21 protein-coding genes and 1 riboswitch are annotated in these 22,158 nt (G+C 66.2%); of the genes, 16 read left to right on the top strand and 5 right to left on the bottom strand.

Translation table 11 applies throughout. The features are described from left to right. Positions 1-5: 5 nt before the first annotated feature. Together GJV80_RS08185 and GJV80_RS08180 are read right to left on the bottom strand one after the other, a co-directional pair. Entirely contained in the window at positions 6-1,964 is a 1,959-nt protein-coding gene (locus tag GJV80_RS08185) for a nucleoside-diphosphate sugar epimerase/dehydratase (RefSeq protein ID WP_154687474.1), read from the bottom strand. A gap of 14 nt (positions 1,965-1,978) precedes the next feature. After that, positions 1,979-3,484 carry a polysaccharide biosynthesis tyrosine autokinase gene (locus GJV80_RS08180; protein WP_195909242.1) on the bottom strand — a complete coding sequence of 502 codons (1,506 nt, stop codon included), beginning with the start codon at positions 3,482-3,484 and terminating at the stop codon, positions 1,979-1,981. 493 nt (positions 3,485-3,977) lie between these two features. On the opposite strand from GJV80_RS08180, the gene thrS reads away from it, so the two are divergent. From thrS to GJV80_RS08110, 14 genes are all read left to right on the top strand, one after another. Continuing rightward, positions 3,978-5,966 carry a threonine--tRNA ligase gene (gene thrS / locus GJV80_RS08175; RefSeq protein WP_370518826.1) on the top strand — a complete coding sequence of 663 codons (1,989 nt, stop codon included), beginning with the start codon at positions 3,978-3,980 and terminating at the stop codon, positions 5,964-5,966. A gap of 94 nt (positions 5,967-6,060) precedes the next feature. Beyond that, the gene (locus GJV80_RS08170; protein ID WP_154687471.1) at positions 6,061-6,630 is read left to right on the top strand and encodes an HIT domain-containing protein; all 570 of its coding nucleotides are present in this window, start codon (positions 6,061-6,063) and stop codon (positions 6,628-6,630) included. Next, positions 6,627-7,292: a phosphatidylinositol phosphate synthase gene (gene pgsA, locus GJV80_RS08165; RefSeq protein WP_230208257.1), complete on the top strand. Its 666-nt coding sequence runs from the start codon at positions 6,627-6,629 to the stop codon at positions 7,290-7,292. Before GJV80_RS08170 ends, pgsA begins: the two co-directional genes overlap by 4 nt. Beyond that, positions 7,276-8,157: a phosphatidylinositol mannoside acyltransferase gene (locus GJV80_RS08160; RefSeq protein WP_154687469.1), complete on the top strand. Its 882-nt coding sequence runs from the start codon at positions 7,276-7,278 to the stop codon at positions 8,155-8,157. Before pgsA ends, GJV80_RS08160 begins: the two co-directional genes overlap by 17 nt. Continuing rightward, positions 8,154-9,416, top strand: a complete 1,263-nt coding sequence (locus tag GJV80_RS08155; RefSeq protein ID WP_195909241.1) for a glycosyltransferase family 4 protein — start codon at positions 8,154-8,156, stop codon at positions 9,414-9,416. The genes GJV80_RS08160 and GJV80_RS08155 overlap by 4 nt, the downstream gene beginning before the upstream one ends. 18 nt (positions 9,417-9,434) lie before the next feature. Continuing rightward, positions 9,435-10,286: a DUF881 domain-containing protein gene (locus GJV80_RS08150; protein WP_154687467.1), complete on the top strand. Its 852-nt coding sequence runs from the start codon at positions 9,435-9,437 to the stop codon at positions 10,284-10,286. Beyond that, complete coding sequence (locus tag GJV80_RS08145; protein WP_154687466.1) at positions 10,283-10,615, top strand: small basic family protein; 333 nt, start codon at positions 10,283-10,285, stop codon at positions 10,613-10,615. The genes GJV80_RS08150 and GJV80_RS08145 overlap by 4 nt, the downstream gene beginning before the upstream one ends. After that, positions 10,608-10,772 carry a hypothetical protein gene (locus tag GJV80_RS08140; protein WP_154687465.1) on the top strand — a complete coding sequence of 55 codons (165 nt, stop codon included), beginning with the start codon at positions 10,608-10,610 and terminating at the stop codon, positions 10,770-10,772. The genes GJV80_RS08145 and GJV80_RS08140 overlap by 8 nt, the downstream gene beginning before the upstream one ends. Before the next feature lie 38 nt (positions 10,773-10,810). Further along, on the top strand, positions 10,811-11,449 hold the full coding sequence (locus GJV80_RS08135) for a DUF881 domain-containing protein (RefSeq protein ID WP_195909240.1): 639 nt from the start codon (positions 10,811-10,813) through the stop codon (positions 11,447-11,449). Between the two features lie 37 nt (positions 11,450-11,486). Next, positions 11,487-11,873 carry a glycine cleavage system protein GcvH gene (gcvH, locus tag GJV80_RS08130; RefSeq protein WP_154687463.1) on the top strand — a complete coding sequence of 129 codons (387 nt, stop codon included), beginning with the start codon at positions 11,487-11,489 and terminating at the stop codon, positions 11,871-11,873. Between the two features lie 20 nt (positions 11,874-11,893). Next, positions 11,894-12,397, top strand: coding sequence for an FHA domain-containing protein (locus GJV80_RS08125; protein WP_154687462.1), 504 nt, complete (start codon positions 11,894-11,896; stop codon positions 12,395-12,397). A gap of 153 nt (positions 12,398-12,550) precedes the next feature. Continuing rightward, complete coding sequence (locus tag GJV80_RS08120) at positions 12,551-13,348, top strand: MerR family transcriptional regulator (protein WP_154687461.1); 798 nt, start codon at positions 12,551-12,553, stop codon at positions 13,346-13,348. Positions 13,349-13,461: 113 nt separating this feature from the next. Then, positions 13,462-13,971, top strand: coding sequence for a bifunctional nuclease family protein (locus GJV80_RS08115; RefSeq protein ID WP_154687460.1), 510 nt, complete (start codon positions 13,462-13,464; stop codon positions 13,969-13,971). A 735-nt stretch (positions 13,972-14,706) separates the two neighbouring features. Further along, on the top strand, positions 14,707-15,270 hold the full coding sequence (locus GJV80_RS08110; protein ID WP_154690129.1) for a MerR family transcriptional regulator: 564 nt from the start codon (positions 14,707-14,709) through the stop codon (positions 15,268-15,270). 62 nt (positions 15,271-15,332) lie between these two features. Here the strand turns inward: GJV80_RS08110 and GJV80_RS08105 are convergent, their stop codons facing one another. Further along, positions 15,333-16,082, bottom strand: coding sequence for a GAF and ANTAR domain-containing protein (locus tag GJV80_RS08105; protein WP_195909239.1), 750 nt, complete (start codon positions 16,080-16,082; stop codon positions 15,333-15,335). Between the two features lie 266 nt (positions 16,083-16,348). Here GJV80_RS08105 and GJV80_RS08100 point away from each other — a divergent pair, with 266 nt between their 5' ends. Together GJV80_RS08100 and gcvP are read left to right on the top strand one after the other, a co-directional pair. After that, complete coding sequence (locus GJV80_RS08100; protein WP_230208254.1) at positions 16,349-17,275, top strand: helix-turn-helix transcriptional regulator; 927 nt, start codon at positions 16,349-16,351, stop codon at positions 17,273-17,275. A gap of 48 nt (positions 17,276-17,323) precedes the next feature. Further along, positions 17,324-17,418: riboswitch (glycine riboswitch) on the top strand. Positions 17,419-17,514: 96 nt separating this feature from the next. After that, complete coding sequence (gene gcvP, locus GJV80_RS08095; protein WP_154687457.1) at positions 17,515-20,394, top strand: aminomethyl-transferring glycine dehydrogenase; 2,880 nt, start codon at positions 17,515-17,517, stop codon at positions 20,392-20,394. 78 nt (positions 20,395-20,472) lie between these two features. Here gcvP and GJV80_RS08090 read toward each other — a convergent pair whose 3' ends face one another. After that, positions 20,473-21,027, bottom strand: a complete 555-nt coding sequence (locus GJV80_RS08090) for a hypothetical protein (RefSeq protein WP_154687456.1) — start codon at positions 21,025-21,027, stop codon at positions 20,473-20,475. After that, entirely contained in the window at positions 21,024-22,157 is a 1,134-nt protein-coding gene (locus GJV80_RS08085; RefSeq protein ID WP_154687455.1) for an ABC transporter ATP-binding protein, read from the bottom strand. Before GJV80_RS08085 ends, GJV80_RS08090 begins: the two co-directional genes overlap by 4 nt. Between the last annotated feature and the right edge of the window lies 1 nt (position 22,158).

Genomic DNA, 22,158 nt, shown 5'->3' with positions numbered 1-22,158 from the left:
ACTCCTTAACGACGGACATGCGGCCGCAGGTCCGCAGCCGTCAACGCCAGGTCACCGTCAACAGGCGTGCCCGCGCCGTTGATCATTTCATTCGGATCCGGAGCCGGCAGGTCGTAAGTGGCGGCGTGACGCATCCACTTAAGCGCTTCTTCGCCGCTCGTCGGGTCGGCATTGACCACGTCCCATGGATTGATCGGTGGTACGCCGACCGCGTTGACGAGGGGATGCCCCGAGTTGCGGATCGCTTCGTTGGGCGCGAACAACTCCTCGGACAGCTTTTCGCCGTGGCGCAGCCCGGTGTAGACGATCTCGATGTCTGAGCGACCGGACATCTCGATCAACGTCTTCGCGACATCGACGATCTTGACGGGTGACCCCATGTCCAAGACCATGACCTCCCCGTCGCGTCCGATCACGCTGGCCTGGAGGACCAGCTGGCTGGCCTCGGGGATCAACATGAAGTAACGCTCGACCTCGGGGTCAGTGACGGTGATCGGTCCGCCACGTTGGACCTGGGCGGTGAACGCCTCGATGACCGAGCCACGGGATCCCAAAACATTGCCAAACCGAACGCTGACAAACCGGCCGATGTTCTGCTTGGTCGCGTAGTGGGCGGTGAGTCGCTCCGCGACGCGTTTGCTGTACCCGAGCACGCAACTCGGATTGGCAGCTTTGTCCGTCGAGATGTTGACGAAGACCTCAACGCCACTCTCCTCGGCGGCGCGCAACACGTTCAAGGTGCCGAGGACATTGGTCTTCCACGCTTCGAGCGGGAATTGCTCCAGCAGGGTCAGATGCTTCAGTGCTGCTGCATGGAAGACCAAGTGGGGCGTCTCGCGAGCGAATATGTCCCGCAGCCCGTCGAGATCGCGGATACTCACCAGCGCGAGCGTCCCGTCATCCAGAAGCGCGCGGCCGGTCAGACTCATCTGCACTTTGTGGAGGGCCGACTCATCGCGGTCGAGCAGAACCAACTTCCGGGGGCCGAAGCGATCGATTTGTCGCGCTAGTTCGGAGCCGATCGATCCGCCGGCTCCCGTGACGAGGACCACCTTGCCCCTGATCGACTCGGATATTGCACCCTCGTCCAGTTGCACACGACGGCGACCGAGTAGATCTTCCAGGTCAAGATTGCGGAGATCTCCGCTGTTGATGCGACCTATGCGCGCGTCGGTTGGCGGGAGGACGAGGACATCCAGTCCTGCGCCGCGAGCCGCCGCTCGCAGGTCAGCGAGAAGTTCCCGCTCCGCCGACGGGATGGCAATCACCAACGCCGATGCATCCGTCTGCTCGGCGACCCGCGCGATGGCCTCACGTCCGCCTTGCACTCGCAGGCCGTCGATGCGTAGGCGTCGCTTGTGCGGGTCGTCATCCAAAATGGCAACCGGCGCGTACGACGTATGGGAGTCGTTCTGCAAGGCACGTACGAGCTGCCGCCCGGAGAGACCGGCACCGAAGATGATCACCTTGCGGAGGCCGGGTCCTTCGGTACCGCGACCCCAGCGATAGGACCGGACGACGAATCGCAATGTGAACATTCCTCCGAGAGCCAGCGCTGGGGCAAGCAGGGCCAAGCTGCGCGGTACGCCACGGAGCCAGTCGGTAAACAGGACGGTAGCGATCAGAGGCAGGGCGGTCGCGACCACGGCGCGGCCGAGATCTGCCGTTTCCTCGAATGAGCCTCGCAGGTGTCCGATTCGGTAAGGACCGATCAGGACCCCGAAGATCAGGAACAAGAAGGCTGCCAACACTGCGAACGCCGCGGTCGGCCGGAGCAGTACGGTCTCGATGCTGAGGTCGTATCGGACCCAGGCCGCAACGAATGACGCAACGACCATGACCAATGCATCCGCCGCCGCCCACCCGGCCTGAACCAGGGTTTCTCTGCGGCGCCAGCCCGCATTGGCAACAACTCGAGATGAAGTTGCTTTCGAGGCGTGAAGTATGGGGTGGGGGGTGTCCATACGGGGCTCCAGGATCAGGCCGGGTCAGCGGCTTCGAGAGCACGCGCAGCTCGAGCTGCCGTGTCGGCCTCAGCAACCACAGAACCGGCGCGATGGTTGACTCTGTCGTCAATCGTGTCGTTTCCCCAGTCGATCGGGCCGTCGGGAAAGGTCGCCTTCTCCCGACGTGGGTGATATTCGTACTTGTAGTCGTAATATCGACCTCTTATAGGTCTTGGCATACGATTCAGAACCGTTCCCAAGACTCGTGCATTTACCTTGTCCAATCCGTCGACCGCGGTTGCCAGCTGATCTCGGGTGACCAATCCGCTTCCGACGACGATTACGGCTCCATCGGTGATGGTCGCTAGCACTGCTGCATCCGTGACCGGCAGCATTGGAGGAGCATCCAATAGCACGTAGTCGAACTTCTCCGAGAGCTCTTGGAGCGCTTCTCTCATAGCGGGGGAGCCGAGAAGCTCGCTGGGGTTCGGTGGTATCTGGCCGGCTCCGACCAGAGAGAGTTGGTGCCGCCCATAGGGCTGGAGAATGTCAGCCAAGTCCGCCCGGCCGATCAGAAGGTCAGTGAGCCCAACGGCTCCTTCCATTCCGAAATAGTCGAGCAGACGAGGACGACGAAGATCAGCTTCGACGAGGCAGACGCTTGCACCCGATTCGGCAAGGACCACGCCGAGGTTCGCCGAAGTGGTCGTTTTGCCTTCACCAGGTAGCGAAGACGTCATCACGATCGTTCGAGCGCGCTCCGCTGTACCGACGAAAGACAAGTTCGTTCGGAGTGTCCGGAATGATTCCGACCGGGTTGACAGGGGGCCCGTCTCCACAAGAAGGGGCGCCGTCGTGGCCTCGGCATCGAACGGAATCGTGCCGATGACAGCAACGTCATCGATTAGCCGTTCAACGTCATCCTTTGTGCGAATCCGCGTGTCCAGCACGTGCCTGAGTACGACGGTCGCAATGGCAATAATGAGTCCGAGGACAAGGCCTAACGCGAAGTTCCTGATTGGTCTTGGACTCACCGGAATGAGCTCAAGCGTGGGTGCTTGAGTGACAGTTACCTTGACGGGGCTTTGGCCGTCGGAGGACACGCGTTCAAGCTCCGTGATTGTCTTCGGAAACTGGTCTCCGATTGCCGCTGCAATCTTCTGCGCCGTCTGCGGTGACCGTTCGGTAACTGTTACGTCTATCAGGACGGTATCCGTCGGGATCGTGGTCGTCACCTGCTCTGCCAATCGACTCGGCGACGTTGTAAGCCCGACCTTCTCGACAACAGGTTGGAGCACGACCGGTGCCTTGAGCAGCTGGGAATAGGACTTCACGCGCTGCTGCAGGAAGTCGCTGCCCTGTGCCAGCTGGCTGTTGTTGCTGGTGTCGACCGTCGAAACGAAGAATTGCAGCTGTGACTCGTACGTCTTGGGAATCAGATAGGTGATGCCCGCAGTCGCTGCCAGGACCGCAAGACTGACAATAGGAATCACTCGCCAGTGCTTCCGAAGGATCCTCAAATAGGTCTGCAGATCCACACTGACCCTTTCTCCATGCCGATCTATCGCGGATTGACTTTGGCCCGGGCCTCCTCTCCGGTGCCGGCGCCGACCCCCAGCTGTTCGAGTGCCACGCTGCGGTCCCATGATTTCTGGGACAGAAGGGAAGCTAGCAGAGAAGAGTGGCTTGAGTGAAGCCCGGCATGTGGCCGCGGGTAGCCCCGAAAAGAACACAAGCCCACGCGTCGCTGTGTACAGGGGCGATGTTAGCTGTGGCGTTTACCCCGTGTTGAGCAGAGCTAACCGACTTCTTCGACAGAATTACGCATCCGCGACACCTACACGACGCTGCCCGTGTCTGTTTTGCACGACGCGCTGTGGCTCGAACTGATCGGACGGACATCCCGGCGTCTGCGGGATGCGCGGAGTGGGCCGGGGCTCATGCCTGGCCGGCCCAGACGCTGGGTTTAGGCTTGCCGGTGCGATTCGGGCGACTAGCCCGGCACACCCACCACCAGGAGCAGGAGGACCCGTGGCGTCAACCAGGATCACTGTGGTTCGCGACAACAACGCAACCGAACAGGTGGTCGACGAGACGACGACGGGTCTGGATCTCTACGGTGAGGACCGCAGCGTCGTCGCGGTCAGGGTCAACGGCGAGCTGCGCGACCTCGCCCGACCACTGGTGGACGGCGGCGGAGACGAGGTCAGCGTCGAACCGGTCACCATCGGCAGCCAGGACGGGCTGAACATCATCCGCCACTCGGCCGCCCACGTGACCGCCCAGGCCGTACAGAATCTGTACGCCGAGGCCAAGTTGGGCATCGGCCCGCCGATCACCGACGGCTTCTACTACGACTTCCAGGTCTCCGAGCCGTTCACCCCCGACGACCTGAAGGCCATCGAGAAGCAGATGACCCGGATCATCAAGGAGCGGCAGCGGTTCGTCCGTCGCGAGATCAGCGACGACGAGGGCCGTGAGGAACTCGCCAACGAGCCGTTCAAGATCGAGCTGATCGGCAAGAAGGGATCGGCGGATGATGAGTCGGGCTCCAGCGTCGAGGTGGGCGCCGGCCAGCTGACCATCTACGACAACGTCCGCCGCGACGGCTCGGTCGCCTGGAAGGACCTCTGCCGCGGGCCGCACGTGCCGCACACCGGCTACATCCCCGCCTACGCGATCACCCGCAGCTCGGCGGCGTACTGGCTGGGGGACCAGAACAACCAGCAGCTGCAGCGCGTCTACGGCACCGCCTGGCCCAGCAAGGAGGCGTTGGCCGACTATCAGCACCGGATGGCCGAGGCGGCCAAGCGTGACCACCGCAAGCTCGGCATCGAACTCGACCTGTTCAGCTTCCCCGACGAACTCGGCTCCGGCCTGGCTGTCTTCCACCCCAAGGGCGGCGTGCTGAAGCGGGAGATGGAGGACTACGTCCGCCGCCGGCACATCGAGGAGGGCTTCTCCTACGTCGGCACCCCGCACATCACCAAGGACAACCTCTTCTACACCTCGGGCCACCTGCCGTACTACGCCGACACCATGTTCCCGCCGATGGAACTGGAGGGTGCGGAGTATCGGGTCAAGCCGATGAACTGCCCGATGCACAACCTGATCTTCCGGTCCCGCGGCCGCTCCTACCGCGAACTGCCGCTGCGGTTCTTCGAGTTCGGCTCGGTCTACCGCTACGAGAAGTCGGGCGTGGTGCACGGCCTGACCCGGGTCCGCGGCATGACCCAGGACGACTCGCACTCCTACGTCACACCCGAGCAGGCGCCGGGGGAGATCAAGCACCTGCTGAACTTCATCCTCGGCCTGCTCGGCGACTTCGGCCTGGATGACTACTACCTGGAGCTGTCCACCCGCGACCCGAACTCCGACAAGTTCATCGGCACCGAGGAGCAGTGGGAGACCGCCACCCGCATCCTGGAACTGGTCGGCGTCGACTCCGGCCTGGAGCTGGTTCCCGATCCCGGCGGCGCCGCCTTCTACGGTCCGAAGATCTCCGTGCAGACCCGGGACGCCATCGGCCGCACCTGGCAGATGTCAACCATCCAGTACGACTTCAACCAGCCCGCCGGGTTCGGGCTGGAGTATCAGGCGGCCGACGGCACCCGGCAGCAGCCGGTGATGATCCACTCGGCCAAGTTCGGCTCCATCGAACGCTTCATCGGTGTGCTGACCGAGCACTACGCCGGCGCGTTCCCGCCCTGGCTGGCGCCGGTTCAGGTCGTCGGCATCCCGGTCGCGGCCGAGTTCGACGAGTATCTGCTCGGCGTCGCAGGGAAACTCCGAAAGTCTGGAGTTCGAGTTGAGGTTGACACCAGCGACGACCGGATGCAGAAGAAGATCCGCACCTGGACCAAGCAGAAGGTGCCCTACCAGCTGATCGCCGGCGGCCAGGACGTCGAGGCGGGAGCGGTGTCGTTCCGGTTCCGCGACGGCAGCCAGCGCAACGGCGTACCGGTGGATGAGGCGATCGCCGAAATCACCCAGGCGATCGCCGACCGGAAACAGGTCTGAGTCGGCCGGCCGCCGCCCACAGGACGGCTCCGAGCCGACGCTGCGCGGGGCGTTGCGGAATCTGGGGAGCTGATCCGGCATGCTTGGACCCGACATGAACGACGAGAGCGCAGCCGACTTCGCCGGCGAGCCCGACGGGTTCGAGCGATTGTGGACCCCGCACCGGATGGTCTACATCGAGGGCGAGAACAAGCCGCCGGACGGCACGCCGGAGACCTGTCCGTTCTGCCGCATCCCGACGCTGGACGATGAGACCGGTCTGATCGTCCATCGCGACGAACTCGGCTTCGTGGTTCTCAACCTCTACCCGTACTCACCGGGTCACCTGCTGGTCTGCCCCTATCGTCACGTCGCCGACTACACCGACCTGACGGCCCAGGAGCGGGTCGCCGTCGGCGAACTGACCTCCCGGGCGATGAGCGTGCTCCGCCGGGTCAGCGCCCCGCACGGCTTCAATCTCGGCCTCAACCAGGGAGCGGTGGCCGGCGCCGGCATCGCCGCTCATCTGCACCAGCATGTTGTGCCGCGCTGGGGAGGCGACTCCAACTTCCTGCCGGTGATCGGCCGAACCAAGGCGATCCCGCAACTGCTGGGTGACACCTGGAAGCTGGTCCACGACGCCTGGCTGGACGACGCCGACCGCCCAGACCCTGGTAGGGAGTGAGCCAATCGATGCTGGAACGATTCCGCACCGCCTGGACCAAGGTGATTGCCCCGATCGCCGCCTTCTTCGTCCGGCACAACGTCTCACCGGACGTGATCACCATCGTGGGCACGCTCGGCGTCGTCTTCGGTGCCGTCATCTGCTATCCGCAGGGCTGGCTGTGGCAGGGCACGGTGATCATCTTCCTGTTCGTCTTCGCCGACATGGTCGACGGCCAGATGGCCCGCACCACCGGGCGCAGCAGCAAGTGGGGCGCGTTCCTCGACTCCAGCCTCGACCGGGTGGGCGATGGCGCGGTCTTCGCCGGCATCACTCTGTATTTCGTCTACGGCCACACCGTCGCCGACCGGACACCGGCCTTCGGCTGGACCACGATCTGGGCGGCAGTCACCCTGTGGGCGCTGGTGATGGGCCAGCTGACCTCCTATGTCAAGGCCAGGGCGGAGAGCCTCGGCTACCAGGCCGGCGGCGGCCTCGCCGCCCGCGCCGACCGGCTGCTGATCATCCTGATGGGTGCCTGGCTCAGCGGCCTCGGCATCCCGTATGTGTTGGAGCTTGCGGTCACCGCCCTTGCCGCGATGAGCACCTTCACCGTCTTCCAACGGATCCTGAAGGTACGCGGCCAGGCGGCCGAGCAGGACGCCCATGGCGCCGGCGCCTGACTGGTCTCTCGGGCTGCTCTACCAGGTCGGCTGGCGCATCGGCCCGCGGATCCCGGCCTCGGTGCAGCGGATGATCAGCTCCGCAGGAGCGGCGATCGCCGTCGACCGCAGCGGACCGCACATCCGGCAGTACGCCCAGAACCTCCGCTACGCCACCGACCGGGAGCCCGACCGCGACCTGCTCCGGGCTGGGATCGCTTCCTACCTGAGGAATCTCCTCGAGGTGTTCGCCCTGCCGGGCTGGAGCCGTTCCAAGATCATCTCCCGGGTGACGACGACCGGCGAGGGTGAGCTGCGCCGGGCGATGGCAGGTGAGGGTGCGGTGATCGCCCTGCCGCACAGCGGCAACTGGGACCTGGCCGGAGCCTGGGCCTGCGTCACGGGGATGCCGGTGAGCACTGTCGTCGAGGAGCTCGACGGCCCCGCGTTCGCCGCCTTCCGTGCCTTCCGTGAGGGCCTCGGCATGCAGGTGATCGGGCACCGCGATCCGGCGGCGTTGCCGGAGCTGATGACCGCCGCCCGCGGCGGTCGCCTGGTGTGTCTGGTGGCCGATCGCGATCTGCTCGGCAGCGGAGTGCCGGTGACCTGGAACGGCCACCCGGTCACCATGCCTGCCGGTCCGGCGGTGGTCGCCCGGCGCACCGGGGCAGCGCTCTTCCCGATGGTCAGCTGGTTCACTCCCGAGGGTCTGCAACTGGACATCGGCCCGCGCATCGAGCATCGTCCCGGCCGGGACGGCCTGATCGCCATGGTCCAGGACGAGGCCGACTTCTTCGCCGCCGGTGTCGCGGAGCATCCGCAGGACTGGCACCTGATGCAGCCGTTCTTCGTCGATCGATCACAGACCCCGGAGGGCGCGGCGTGACCGATGTGCTGCCGACATCCTTGCAGGCTGCGGCCCCGCGACCCGACTGGTCGGAGGATCGGGGGCTGACCGTCGGGCTGGTCTGCCCGTACTCACTGTCGGTGCCCGGCGGCGTACAGAACCATGTCCTGGGGCTGGCCGGTTACCTGACCAGCATCGGTGATCGGGTCCGGATCCTGGCTCCCGGTGATCTTGATCCGGAGCGGGCCGGGCAGTACGGCGTCGCTCCCGACCAGCTGACCTCGGCGGGCGGGTCGCTTCCCGTCCCGTACAACGGATCGATCGCGCGGGTCGGGTTCGGGCCTGCCGTCGACCACCGGGTCCGGCGGTGGCTCGCGACGGTACGACCGGACCTGGTGCACATCCACGAGCCGCTGGCCCCCGGCGCCTCGCTGTCCTCCTTGATCGCAAGTCGGACGCCGGTCGTCGCGACCTATCACACGGCGACACCCCGGTCGGCGCTGATGCGACTGGCCGGGCGGGTCCTCGGCCCGGTGGTGGACAAGATCAACTCCGGGGTTGCCGTCTCCGAGCCGGCCCGCGGTGTCGTCGTCAGCCATCTCGCCCGCGACCCGGCTGTGATCCCGAACGGCTTCCGGGCCGACGAGTTCGATCATGATCTCGATCATGATCCGGTCGCCCAAGGTCAGTGGCGCGGCGGTGATCATCCGCGGCTGGTCTTCCTCGGCCGTCTCGAGGAACCCCGAAAGGGTCTGCCGGTGCTGCTCGATGCGCTGCCGATCATCAAGCGACGCCGGCCCGATCTCGAGGTGGTGATCGCCGGCAGCGGCAACCGGGCACGAATGACCAAGATCATCCGCCGTCGCGGGCTGCCGGTCGACAGGCTGCTCGCCGGTCGCATCGACGACGCCACCCGGACCAGGCTGCTGCGCAGCGCGGATCTGTTCATTGCGCCGCACATCGCCAGGGAGAGCTTCGGCATCGTGCTGATCGAGGCGATCGCGGCCGGTGCGACGGTGGTCGCGTCCGACCTGCCGGCCTTCACCGATCTGCTCGGCGGTACCGGCGGCGACCCACTCGGCTTCGTCTTCCCGGCCGGCGACCCGGCCGGTCTGGCCCGGGCCGTCGACCGTGCCCTGGACACGGACCGCACGTTGTTGAACGCCCGTGCGCGGCGGGCCGTGCGCCGCTACGACTGGTCGGTCGTCGGACCACAGATCCGTACCCTCTACGCCGACGTCCTCCGTGGCCCCGCGGCCCCGTCCGTGCCGGATCGCATTGCCGATTCGGGCAGCTGACGCATTAGGGTCGGAGCGGTGGGACAGGCGACAAGAACGCGTGATCAGCGGTCCCCGCGCGCCCTCGACGCCAGCATGGATCTGCTCAAGCAGATCGCCGAGCACCCGATCGATCCGGACTACGCCGTCGTGGCGGCGCGGGAGGCCGATCGGCGCAAGCGGCACAGCACCAGCTCCCGGGTGGCCTTCGCGGTGATCGCCGTCATCGTCGGAACCCTGTTCACCGTGGCGGCGCTGCAGACCACCCGGTCCCGGCCGGTGGTCGCGAAGGAACGTGATCAACTCGTCGCCCGGATCAAGACTGCCGAGGCCAACCGTGCCCGGCTGCGCGACGAGGAGAATGAGCTGGCCGCCGAGAACGCCCGGCTGCGCAGCACCGGGCTGGGCAATGATGCCCAGGCCGAACGGTTGCGTACTCACCTGTCCGATCTGGAATCCAGGACCGGGGCAGCGGCGGTCACCGGACCCGGTCTGAAGATCATCGTCGACGACGGCACCGGCCAGAGCCAGAGCGGCGCGCAGGTCAGCAACCAGGTCCTCGATGTCGACCTTCAGGTCCTGGTCAACGGACTCTGGACGGCAGGCGCCGAGGCGATCCAGATCAACGGCCAACGACTCACCGCGCTGACTGCGATCCGGGAGGCAGGACAGGCGATCACCGTCAACTACCGCTCGCTCACCCCGCCCTACGAGGTGGACGCCATCGGCAGTCCGCAGACCCTTCAGGCCAGACTGTTGGAGACGTCGGCCGGCCCGTGGTGGAATGCCCTGAAGGAGAACCAGGGGATGCGCTACGACGTCTCGCCGGCAGATCAGCTGCGACTCAACGGTGTTCCCGGATTGACCGTACGGACCGGAAGGACGCGATGATCCCGATCCTCGGCCTGATTGCGGGCGTCATTCTTGGCCTGATCCTTCAACCGGGCGTACCGCAGTTCCTCCAGCCGTATCTGCCGATCGCCATCGTCGCCGCGATGGATGCGCTGTTCGGCGCGTTCCGGGCCTATCTGGAAGGCACCTTCACCGACAAGGTGTTCGTGGTCTCCTTCATCTCCAACGTGCTGATCGCCGCGGCCATCGTCTACGTCGGCGATCAGATCGGCGTCGGTTCCCAGCTGTCCACCGGTGTTGTCGTCGTCCTGGGGATCAGGATCTTCACCAACGCCGCCGCGATCCGCAGAGCGCTCTTCCATGCCTGACGAAGACTCCGACCCGACCGACGACAGGGTGCCCGAGGACAAGGAGTCCCAGCAGACCGTGCCCGAGGAGGCCGTCGAACCCGAGGAGACAACGACGGGGAGAGCCCACGGCGTCGCGCCCGACAGGCGTTCGTCCGGCCGGGCCGCGGCCAGCTGATCGCCGCCCTGATCTTGTTCCTGGTCGCCTTCGGCGGCGTGTTGCAGATCCGAACCAACAACGCCGACAACCCGTACCAGAACGCCCGACAGGACGACCTGGTGCAGATCCTCGACGGTCTGAACAGCGAGTCCCGCAGGCTGGAGGCCGAGATCGAGGACCTGCAGAAGACCCGGGAGACGCTGCGGTCGGGTGCCGACCGGCAGCGGGTCGCCCGCAGCGAGACCCGCAAGCGGATCGGTGATCTCGGCATCCTGGCCGGGACCGAGAAGGCCCAAGGCCCGGGCGTACGCATCACCGTGAAGGATCCGAACGGCAAGCTCACCCCGGAGCTGATGCTGGAAGGTGTGGAGGAACTGCGTGATGCCGGGGCCGAGGCGATCGAGATCAATGATCATTACCGAGTGGTGGCGTCTACCTGGTTCGGTGGCGGTGCCGGTAACGTGACGGTCGACGGACAACCCGTCACCACTCCGGTCGTCATCGAGGCGATCGGCGACAGCGACAGCCTGGCGTCCGGGGCGAGCTTCCGCGGCGGCTTCGCCGATCAGGTCACCGGAAACGCCCAGGGCCGAATCAGCATTGATCGCGAGTCGAGTGTGATCATCGACTCCTTGCACACCCAGAAGAAGAATCAGTACGCTCACCCCGCATCGTCGCCAACGGCGAAGCGGTGACCCACCATCGACCCCACAACCTCAAGGAGTCAGGTTCGTGCCCGAATACCCAGAGGATCTGAAGTACACCGCTGAACACGAGTGGGTGCGCGAGGGCAACGAGTCCACCGTCCGGATCGGCATCACCGAGTACGCGGCCGAGCAGCTCGGCGACATCGTGTTCGTGTCCCTGCCGTCGGTCGGTGACGAGGTGACGGCCGGAGATTCCTGCGGCGAGCTGGAGTCGACCAAGTCGGTCTCCGACGTGTTCTCACCGGTCTCGGGCGCGGTCACCGCGATCAACCAGGCCCTCGAGGACCGGCCCGAGCTGGTCAACGCCGAACCGTACGGAGACGGCTGGCTCTTCGAGGTGGAAACGGCAGACGGCACCGATCTTGACGAATTGTTGGACGCCGACGCCTACGCTGAACACGTGGACAGCTGAAGTGGGGAGAGTCCGACCGAATGATCTATTGCAACAATTGCGGCCACGCCAATCCTGACGGCAGCAACTTCTGCAGTCAGTGCGGCAGCCCGCTGGAGAAGCCCGAGCGCGCCGAAAAGGCGGCACCGGAATCGATGGACACCACCCGGACGATGTCGGCTGTTCCGGAGATGGAACACGACGGGCTGAGTCCGGACGACGAGTCGGCGGTCAACGCCCTGCCGAAGGGTTCGGCCCTGCTCATCGTGCGCCGGGGCGCCGAGGCGGGCAGCCGGTTCCTGCTGGACACCGAGGCCAGCACGGTCGGACGCAGCCAGGATGCCGACATCCTGCTGGACGACATCTCGGTGTCCCGTCGGCATGCCGTCTTCACCCGTACCGAGGACGGTGTGGTGGTCAAGGACGTCGGCAGCCTGAACGGCACCTACGTCAACCGCCAGATGGTCGACGAGCAGCTGCTGCAGCCCGGAGACGAGGTGCAGATCGGCAAGTTCCGCCTGGTCTACTACGCCGCCCGCTCCTGAGCCCGCACCGGCCGCCACCCCCAACCGGCGAGGGGTCACAAATTCCCGGATATTAGCGGTGTGTCGTGCGCGGGTGGGTTCGTTGACCGGTGCGCACCCCCAGTTAGGCTGGGCCCGATCCGCCGATTGATCCCGAGGGGGCACCGAACACGCATGGCAGCGAACTCGACGGTGCGAAGCATCGGTCAGGTGCTCGCCTCGTTGAAGTCAGAGTTTCCTGACATCTCCATCTCCAAGATCCGATTCCTGGAGAGCGTCGGGTTGCTCGCGCCGGAACGTGCGCCCACGTCGGGATACCGCCGCTACCGCCCGGCCGACGTGGAACGCCTGCGGTACATCCTGCGGGTGCAGAAGTCCCAGTACCTGCCGCTGAAGGTGATCCGCGAGCACCTGGAACAGCTCGATCGCGGTCTGGAGCGGCCCCGACTCGATGTCCGGCCGTCGGACCGGCCGAAGGTCAACGGAGTCGTCCGTCCCGAGCCGGCCGTCGACCCCGTAGGACAGGAGGCGGCCCGGTCCGAGGAGTTGCCGCCGCGTCCAGCGCCGCCGGACGCCCAGCCAACCCAGGCCGGCGGACAGTCCCGGCAGCCGCCGAAACAGCTGCGGCTGTCCCGGGCCGACCTTCTCGAGGCCAGCGGGCTGACCGAGTCGGCGCTGGCCGAACTGGAGTCGATCCAGGTGATCGTGCCGCGGCGTGGCACCCAGTACTACGGACGCGAGGCGTTGGCCATCGCCGTCGCCGCCCGCCGGCTGGCCGTCTACGGGATCGACAGCCGTCATCTCCGGGCGTTCAAACTCGCCGCCGACCGGGAGATCGGTCTGGTCGAACAGGCGATTGCCCCGCACGCCCGTTCCCGCGGCAAGAACGGTCGCGGCGACGTCACCGCCGAGGTCACCCAGCTGGTCATCGGCGTACACGCAGCCCTGATCCGTACCGGCATGGATCGCTGACGGCGGCAGGCCGTCGGGCCGGGTCAATGGCGTTCGTAACGACCTTCGTTACGTGAAGATCAATCCGGCCGGGCGCATGTTCCAACCCCTGCGGTGCGACGTACTGTGGTCGTATGCGAGAACTCGATGTGGTCGGTGTGCGAGTGGAAATGCCATCGAACTCGCCCATGGTGCTGCTGCGTGAGGTGGGTGGCGCCCGCTACCTGCCGATCTGGATCGGTGCCGGCGAGGCCTCGGCTATCGCCAACGCCCAGGAGGGCGTCGTACCGCCGCGCCCGCTGACCCACGATCTCATCGTGGACATCTTGTCGGGTCTGGGCCACACGCTGTCGGAAGTGCACATCACCGAGTTGTCCGGAGGGACGTTCTACGCGGTGTTGGTGATCGACGGCGTCGAGATCAGTTCCCGCTCCTCGGATGCGATTGCGATCGCGCTGCGGGCCGGGTGTGAGATCTACTGTGCTGAAGACGTACTCGACGAGGCCGGCGTACTGATGCCGGACGAGGATGCCCCCGAGGAGGGTGAGGAGTCCCTGGACTCCGACACCGAGGTCGCCAAGTTCCGTGAGTTCCTCGACCAGGTCAACCCGGACGACTTCGTGACCGGCGGCCCGGATCACTGATCGGACCCACCTCGTTGTCGGCGCCGTCACTGCCCGGTGAGTCCGGCGAGTCGCAAGCTCAAACGTTGGGTGGGCGGCTCGAATCGTCGTGGTGTGGGAGCCGCTACCTCAAACGTTGAGTTTGGGTGTGCCTCTCCGGGGCGCGGCGTGGTGGTCGCAAACTCAAATGTTGAGGGTGTGGCTCGAATCGTCGTGGTTTGGCAGCCGCTGGCTCAAACGTTGAGTTTGGGTGTGGCCTCTCCCGGGTCGGGCGGTGGTCGCAAGCTCAAACGTTGAGTGGGCGGCTCGAATCATCGTGGTGTGGGAGCCGCTGGCTCAAACGTTGAGTTTGGGTGTGGCCTGTCCCCGGTCGGGCGGTGATCGCAAACTCAAACGTTGAGTGTGCGGCTCGAATCATCGTGGTTTGGGAGCCGCTGGCTCAAACGTTGAGTTTGCGTCTGGGACGTTCGGGGGCCGGTGCCGTGGACCACGCAGGTCGGGCGGCCGGATCCGGGGCGGCGTAGGACCCTGGCAGGCATCACTCTCCCCGTGGGCCAGCCTCAAGTTGAGGTTGAGAGACGGCGGGAGATGCGGTTCCATCGCGGCGTGTCGTTGACCCCCCGAAGACCGACGGTCGTAGGTTCGTAGAGGTAATCCGCAGTGTGGAATTACCTTGATGAGAGTCCTTCCTGGGAGGCATCCGTGACAAGCAAGGGACGTACGGCCGACAACGCGGCCGATCAGCCCGCTCTGCCGATGGGCGAGACCCAGGACCTGCTCTTCGAGGGAGACTTCTCACCGCTGCCCAGCGATCGCGGCTTCCGCGGCCCGGTGGCCTGCACGGTCGTCGGGATCACCTATCGCCAGCTCGACTACTGGGCCCGCACCGGCCTGGTGACCCCGGAGATCCGCGGGGCGAGCGGCTCGGGCAGCCAGCGGCTCTACAGCTTCCGCGACATCCTGATCCTCAAGGTGATCAAGCGGCTCATCGACGCCGGCATCTCGCTCCAGCAGATCCGCACGGCGATCGATCACCTGCGGTCCCGCGGAGTGAACGACCTGTCCGAGGTCACCCTGATGAGCGACGGCGTCACGGTCTTCGAGTGCACCTCCGATGACGAGGTGATCGACCTGCTCCGCGGCGGCCAGGGCGTCTTCGGCATCGCCCTGGGCGGCGTGTGGAAGGACATCGAGGGATCGCTGGCGACCCTGCCGGTGGAGCGGGTCGAAGAGAACGCGCACGACGCAGAGACCGCGGCGATCCTCGAGGCGACCGACGACGAGCTGTCACGGCGTCGCAAGGCCCGCGCTGCCGGCTGACGCGACGTCTGCTGCCCGGCCAACACTGCGCCGGGATTCGCGGCGTCGAGCTCACGCCGGAATCAGGATTCCGGTGGCGGATTCTCCAGGCCGAAGGCCCGCTGCAGATTGTCCGCGACATCACCGACTGCGGGCACCTGCCCCGATTCGACGAGTCGCTCGGCCAGCACCCGGAGCTTGATGTTGTGCGTCTGCGAATAGCGGCGCAGCAGTTCGAAGGCCTGGTCGAGGGTCAGCCCGAAGCGCTGCATCAGCATGCCCTCGGCCACGCCGATGATCTGCCGGGATCGGGCCGCCGCCCGCAAGCTGTCCCCCTGGCGGGCAACATCCAGCGCGGAGGCGGCATGTCGGGCGAAGATTCCGGCGATCGCCAGATCGTTGGTGTCGAACGCGTACGGCAGATCCGCCAGCAGATTCAGCGACGCGGTGAGCGCCGGGTCACTGAGATCCAGCCGAATGCTCAACAGGCTCCGCGCGTCGAGGTCGGCCGCGGCCCGGGTCAGCAGCGGCCACCTGGCGTCGAGGGTCAGATCGTCAACGCTGACCATTCCGAAGGTGGAGAACACGTCGAGATAGGGTCCCTCACCGACCTGCTGGTGCAGCGCGGCAATCCTGCCCGCCACCTCGTCCGTTGCGGCGGCAACCGTGAGCTTGCCCTTGCCCCGACTGACCGTGACACTGCAACTGTCCGCCGATTCCACCGTCTGGAGGGCGAGGGACACGATGCGCCCGAGGGTCCGCTCTTCTTGAGGCTCGGAATGCAGTTGCTCGGCAAGCCGAGCGAATTCGGCCGCGTGTTCGAGACGGGTCATCGGGGCCGGAGTGCGCGGGTGGCACTCGAAGGTGTACGCGTCGGCCATCAGTTGTAAGCCCATCTCTCGGCGGCGAACGGCGTTCCTCGCCTGAACCGTAGGAGTCAACTCTGCCGCGGCGGACGGCTGAGCACTAGCGCCAAAAGCGAACCATTCGGATCAGAAAACGAAGGTTCGCGTGGCAGAATAGGCAGACCTGATGGCGTCGAGTCCCGAGGCGCAGATGGCGTCCGGGGCGCCGGCGGGGGGAGGTCAGATTGGGCGCTTTGACATTCGAAAGTACGAACCTGGAGCAGACGGAACATTTCCTGATCAACTCCTATGCTCCCATGCGGATCGGCAGCAGCACCGACGACATCCGTGCTTCCGTCGACCGGATCGGTGAGCCCGGCGTGACCATCGACCAGAACGAGTTCGCCTTCGAGATGAGCTACGACGTCGACGCGCTCGGCAAGATCTGTCTGTGCAGCATCGAGTCTGGCGCCATCGCTGATCATCAGGTCGATGGCTGGCGCGACGCGGAGTCGTTCGGTCCCGGCCAGCTGTTGTCGTTCACTCCGCCGGACCGCTCCTTCCGGGGCCGCATCCACAACGCCCGGTACAGCTTCACCATGGTGGATCCTTCGCTGCTGGCGCGGTTCGCCGATGCGGACCGACGGATCGAACTCCTCGACCACCATCCGATCAGCGCCAACGCAGCCGCGCAGCTGCAGCGCACCATCACCCATCTCCGGTCGGTGTTGGCCGAACCCGAGATGGGTGGGAGCCCGCTCGTCAGGGCCTCGGCGATCGACTATCTCGTCGCGCGGGTGTTGGAGACCTTCCCCAACAATGCGGCCGACGGGGACGCTCCGACCCCGGTGGCGGCGCCGCCCGCGGTCCGGCGCGCGAAGGCGTACATCGATGAGAACGCCGGCTCGCCGGTGTCAGTGGGAGAGATCGCCGCGGCGAGCAGCCTGACCGTCCGCGCCTTGCAGTACGCCTTCCGGAGGCACGTCGGGATGACGCCGATGAATTACCTACGGCAGACCCGGTTGGATCGCGCCCGCGCCGAGTTGACGGCTGCCGACCCGTACGGTCCCGACTCGGTCACGTCGGTCGCCCTGCGCTGGAGCTTCTTGAGCCCCAGCCGCTTCGCCGCCCTCTACCGCGAGGCGTTCGGCGAGACGCCGAGCCAGACATTGCGCAGCTGACCGGGAGAAGCGGTTCCCGTCAGGGTTCCTGTAAACTCGGCGATGCCGAATGTCGACGCGAGAGAGACCATTCCGGCCACGGAACGGCGCCGAAGGGGCAACCTCCCCGGAACCTCTCAGGCACCAAGGACCGCGGACGACAGGCAATCTGGAGCCTCCTGGGGTGACAGTGGGGAGACGGCCCACCAGCGGTGTGCCGCCAACCGACCGACTCGTCACAAAGGATCAGCGGCCCTCCCATGACAGTTGCCTCGAAAGCTGCATCGACAGTTGCCCCGAACGGTGCCTCGACCGGTGCGTCGTACGTCTTCGCCGACCGGCACATCGGTCCCGACGACGACCAGACCGCGATGATGCTGAAGGCGCTCGGCATGTCGACCCTGGACGAACTGGTCGATCGGGCCATCCCCGGCGGAATCCGGATGTCCGGCAGCCTCGACCTGCCGCCGGCGCTGACCGAGACCCAGGCACTGGAGTGGCTGCGCGGGCTCGCCGCCCGGAACAGTCCCCGACGCGCCATGATCGGCCTGGGCTACCACGGGACCGTCACCCCTCCGGTGATCCGCCGCAACGTGCTGGAGGATCCGGCCTGGTACACCGCCTACACGCCCTACCAGCCGGAGATCAGCCAGGGCCGGTTGGAGGCATTGATCAACTTCCAGACGGTGATCGAGGACCTGACCGGGCTGCCGGTCGCCGGCGCCAGCCTGCTGGACGAGGCGACGGCCGTTGCCGAAGCCGCCGCGCTGGCTCGGCGGAACACCAAGCAGGGCGCGGTGTTGATCATGGATGCCGACACGCTGCCGCAGACGGTCGCCGTCACCCGGACCCGCGCCGAGGGGCTGGGCATCGAGGTCGTCGTCGCCGACGGCCCGCTGCTTGATGCCATCGCCGATCATGATCTTTTCGGGGTTGTGGTCCAGACGCCGGGCACCAGTGGTGCACTGCTCGGCACCGACGCGCTGCGCGAGATCGCCGATGCCGCCCACGCCAAGGGGGCGATGGTGATCGCAGCATGCGACCTGCTGGCGCTCACCCTGACCACGCCGCCGGGGGAGTGGGGCGCCGACGTCGCGGTCGGCTCCAGCCAGCGTTTCGGAGTGCCACTCTTCTACGGCGGCCCGCACGCCGGCTTCATGTCGGTCCGGTCGGGACTGGAACGCTCCCTGCCCGGCCGGCTGGTCGGCGCGTCCGTCGACGCCCAGGGTGTCTCCGCCTTCCGTCTGGCGCTGCAGACCCGGGAACAGCACATCCGCCGGGAGAAGGCGACGTCCAACATCTGCACCGCCCAGGTGTTGCTGGCCGTCGTGGCGGCAATGTATGCGACCTACCACGGCCCGGACGGGCTGCGGGCAATCGCCCGACGGATCCACGACCACGCGACCGCCCTGGCCGCGGATCTGCGACGGATCGACGGCGTTGACGTCGATCACCGGTCCTTCTTCGACACGCTGCAGCTCACCGTCCCCGGCCGGGCGCGGGCTGTCGTCGCCGACGCGCGCGAGCGGGGCGTGCACCTGCGGCTCATCGACGATGATCATGTCGGCGTCTCGGTGGGCGAGGACACGACGCCGGTGGATCTCGCCGCGGTGCGGCAGGCGTTCGGCGGCGATGCCGGCACCACGGGTGATCGCTGGGGTGACCTTGCCGGATCGGAACGGACCAGCGACTTCCTGACCCATCCGGTCTTCACCAGCCACCACAACGAGACCTCGATGCTGCGCTACCTGCGATCGCTGTCCGACCGTGACTACGCACTCGACCGGGGAATGATACCGCTCGGCTCCTGCACCATGAAGCTGAACGCGACGGCCGAGATGGAGCCGATCAGCTATCCCGGTTTCGCCGATCTGCATCCCTTCGCGCCGGAGGAGGACTCCGACGGCTACCGGGAGTTGATCTCGACGCTCGAGGGCTGGCTGGCCGAGGCAACCGGTTACGCGAAGGTGTCGGTGCAACCCAACGCGGGCAGCCAGGGCGAGTTCGCCGGACTGCTGGCCATCCACGCCTACCACCAGAGCCGCGGTGATGATCAGCGTCGGGTGATGCTGATCCCGTCTTCGGCACACGGCACCAACGCGGCGTCGGCGGCGATGGCGGGCCTGAAAGTCGTTGTGGTGAAGGCGAATCCGGACGGCACGATCTCCCGCGAAGACCTGCGGGCCAAGATCAACACCCACCGTGATCAACTGGCCGGGATCATGATCACCTACCCGTCCACCCACGGGGCCTACGAGGACGGTATCGGTCAGATCTGCGCCGACGTCCACGATGCGGGCGGGCAGGTCTACATCGACGGCGCCAACTTCAACGCGCTGCTCGGGCTGGCACAGTACGGCCGGTTCGGCGGTGACGTCAGCCACCTGAATCTGCACAAGACCTTCTGCATCCCGCACGGTGGCGGCGGTCCCGGCGTCGGTCCGATCGGCGTCGCAGAACACCTCGTGCCGTTCATCCCGAAGAACGTGTCGGCAGCGCCGTACGGCTCGGCGGGCATCCTGGCGATCAGCGCGGCCTACATGGCGATGATGGGCCCACAAGGGCTGACCAAGGCCACCCAGCTGGCCGTCCTGGCGGCAAACTATGTCGCGGCCAGACTGGGCGATCACTATCCGGTGCTCTACACCGGACACGGTGGCCTGGTCGCCCACGAGTGCATCCTCGATCTGCGGCCGCTGACCAAGCAGACCGGGGTCACCGTCGACGACGTCGCCAAGCGGCTGATCGACTACGGCTTCCACGCCCCGACGATGAGCTTCCCGGTGGCCGGCACCCTGATGGTCGAGCCGACGGAATCGGAGGACCTGACCGAGCTCGACCGCTTCATCGACGCGATGATCGCGATCCGTCAGGAGGCTGACAAAGTCGCATCGGGGGAGTGGCCGGTCGACGACAATCCGCTGCACAACGCCCCGCACACCGCGGCCGTGGTGATGGCCGACGAGTGGCACCATCCGTACAGCCGGACGATCGCCGCCTATCCGTTCGGCCTGCGGCAGGGCCCGATCGCTGCCGGGGCGCAGGACAAGTACTGGCCGCCGGTCGGACGGATCGACGGCGTGTACGGCGACCGCAACCTGGTCTGCTCCTGCCCGCCCCCGGAGGCCTTCGAGGACTGATCTGTCCGGTCGAAGGTCCGAACGCCGGGAGCGCGGCAGACCGCACCGCTGAGGGAAGAACGGCCCTCAGCGGAGCGGTCAAGCCGTGGGTGTCTTCTGGATCGACGGGTCGGTGGCGTACCAGAGGGCCTCGGGCAGCTTGAAGGTGGAGAAGCAGTAGTTGGCCATCGGCAGCCAGTAGTGGTACTCCTCGACGGTCGACCCCTGGAAGGCGACCAGGATCTGCCAGCGGTCGGCGTACAGGGCCCAGACCCGCCTTTTGCGGGTCTCGCCATCCTCGGTGAACGTGATCAGCCGCTCGACCTTGACGATGTTGTTGTAATTCTTGTCGTCGACGTTCTCGACCTGGCAGTCGGTCAACTGCCGCAGGCCCGCTTCGAAACCCTCACGCAGGTCGGGAAGATCATCCGCGACGACCTCGACCTCCAGTTCGTTGACCCAGACGGCGAAATAGGTGGACTCGTCGTCCTCGACCGGGCGCATGATCACGCCTTCGCGATCATCCTCGAGATCGGACTCGATCCAATCCCACGGGTAGCGGAACTCGAAGCGACCCTTGGGGTCGTTGAAGACGGTGGTTCCGGTGAACCGAGGGCGCTCGGGACGGTCGGACTTGCTGGCTTGGTTCGTCACGCGGTTGTTGCTCCTGCTGCTGATGCCGCCTCGGGAATGGTCTCCTCGGATGAGACCACGGCCCCCTTTAAGCTCAACTCCTCGGAGAAGTGACATGCGGCCTGATGGCCGGTGGTCAGTCCGTCCACTTTGATCTCTCGGAGCGGCGGCGTTTCCTCCGAGCAGATCGGCTGGGCGTAGGGACACCTGGTGTGGAAATAGCAGCCCGACGGCGGTGACGCCGGGCTGGGGACGTCCCCGGTCAGCGGCACGACCTCGAGTCGCTGCCGCGGATCCGGTTGCGGAACCGCCTGCAGCAACGCCTCGGTGTAGGGATGCTGCGGGTTGTAGAAGAGTTCCGCGGTGGTGCCGATCTCGACGACCCGGCCGACGTACATCACCGCGACCCGGTCGGAGATGTGCTCGACCACCGACAGGTCGTGGGAGATGAACATGTAGGTCAGTCCCAGCCGGTCCTGCAGGTCCTCCATCAGGTTGATCACCTGGGCCTGGACCGACACGTCCAGCGCGGAGACGGGCTCGTCGCAGATGATCAACTCCGGATTGAGAGCGATCGCCCTGGCGATGCCGATCCGCTGCCGCTGACCGCCGGAGAAGGCGTGCGGGTAGCGGCTGGCGTGTTCCGGGCGCAGCCCGACCAGGGTGAGCAGTTCGGCGACCCGGTCGCGCAGTGCGCGTCCTTGGACCACCTTGTTGATCAGCAACGGCTCGGCGATCACCCGGCCGACCGTCATCCGGGCGTCCAGCGAGGCGAACGGGTCCTGGAAGATGATCTGCATCTTGGGCCGGATCTTCTCCATGGTGCGCCGATCGGCGCTCTCCACGTTCACCGGTCCGAGTTCGGAGTCGTCGAAGACGATCTCGCCTCCGGTCGGCTCCTCCAAGCGCAGGATCGTGCGTCCCGTGGTGCTCTTGCCGCAGCCCGACTCACCGACGATCGCCATCGTCTCGCCGCGCTTGACCGACAGGTTGACTCCGTCGACAGCCTTCACCGTGCCGATCTGGCGGCGAAGCAGGCCGCCCCGGATGGGGAAGTGCTTCTTCAGATCGGTGACCTGGAGAAGCGGCCGCTCGTCCTCGGAGACGGCAGCGGCGGTCCCGGTCGCGGTCTGCGCAGAAGTCTCGGTCATC

It is taken from the genome of Microlunatus sp. Gsoil 973 (assembly GCF_009707365.1).
Classification (GTDB): Bacteria; Actinomycetota; Actinomycetes; order Propionibacteriales; family Propionibacteriaceae; genus Microlunatus.
Note: the sequence above shows the minus strand (reverse complement) of the source record. Positions and strands in the feature narration are given on the sequence as shown.

Excerpts from the sequence above, each read along its gene's own strand:
- GJV80_RS08185 (WP_154687474.1), bottom strand. The coding sequence starts at position 1,964 with ATGGACACCCCCCACCCCATACTTCACGCCTCGAAAGCAACTTCATCT.
- GJV80_RS08170 (WP_154687471.1), top strand. The coding sequence starts at position 6,061 with ATGAACGACGAGAGCGCAGCCGACTTCGCCGGCGAGCCCGACGGGTTC.
- GJV80_RS08160 (WP_154687469.1), top strand. The coding sequence starts at position 7,276 with ATGGCGCCGGCGCCTGACTGGTCTCTCGGGCTGCTCTACCAGGTCGGC.
- GJV80_RS08145 (WP_154687466.1), top strand. The coding sequence starts at position 10,283 with ATGATCCCGATCCTCGGCCTGATTGCGGGCGTCATTCTTGGCCTGATC.
- GJV80_RS08140 (WP_154687465.1), top strand. The coding sequence starts at position 10,608 with ATGCCTGACGAAGACTCCGACCCGACCGACGACAGGGTGCCCGAGGAC.
- GJV80_RS08125 (WP_154687462.1), top strand. The coding sequence starts at position 11,894 with ATGATCTATTGCAACAATTGCGGCCACGCCAATCCTGACGGCAGCAAC.
- GJV80_RS08120 (WP_154687461.1), top strand. The coding sequence starts at position 12,551 with ATGGCAGCGAACTCGACGGTGCGAAGCATCGGTCAGGTGCTCGCCTCG.
- GJV80_RS08115 (WP_154687460.1), top strand. The coding sequence starts at position 13,462 with ATGCGAGAACTCGATGTGGTCGGTGTGCGAGTGGAAATGCCATCGAAC.
- GJV80_RS08110 (WP_154690129.1), top strand. The coding sequence starts at position 14,707 with ATGGGCGAGACCCAGGACCTGCTCTTCGAGGGAGACTTCTCACCGCTG.
- GJV80_RS08105 (WP_195909239.1), bottom strand. The coding sequence starts at position 16,082 with ATGACCCGTCTCGAACACGCGGCCGAATTCGCTCGGCTTGCCGAGCAA.
- gcvP (WP_154687457.1), top strand. The coding sequence starts at position 17,515 with ATGACAGTTGCCTCGAAAGCTGCATCGACAGTTGCCCCGAACGGTGCC.
- GJV80_RS08085 (WP_154687455.1), bottom strand. The coding sequence starts at position 22,157 with ATGACCGAGACTTCTGCGCAGACCGCGACCGGGACCGCCGCTGCCGTC.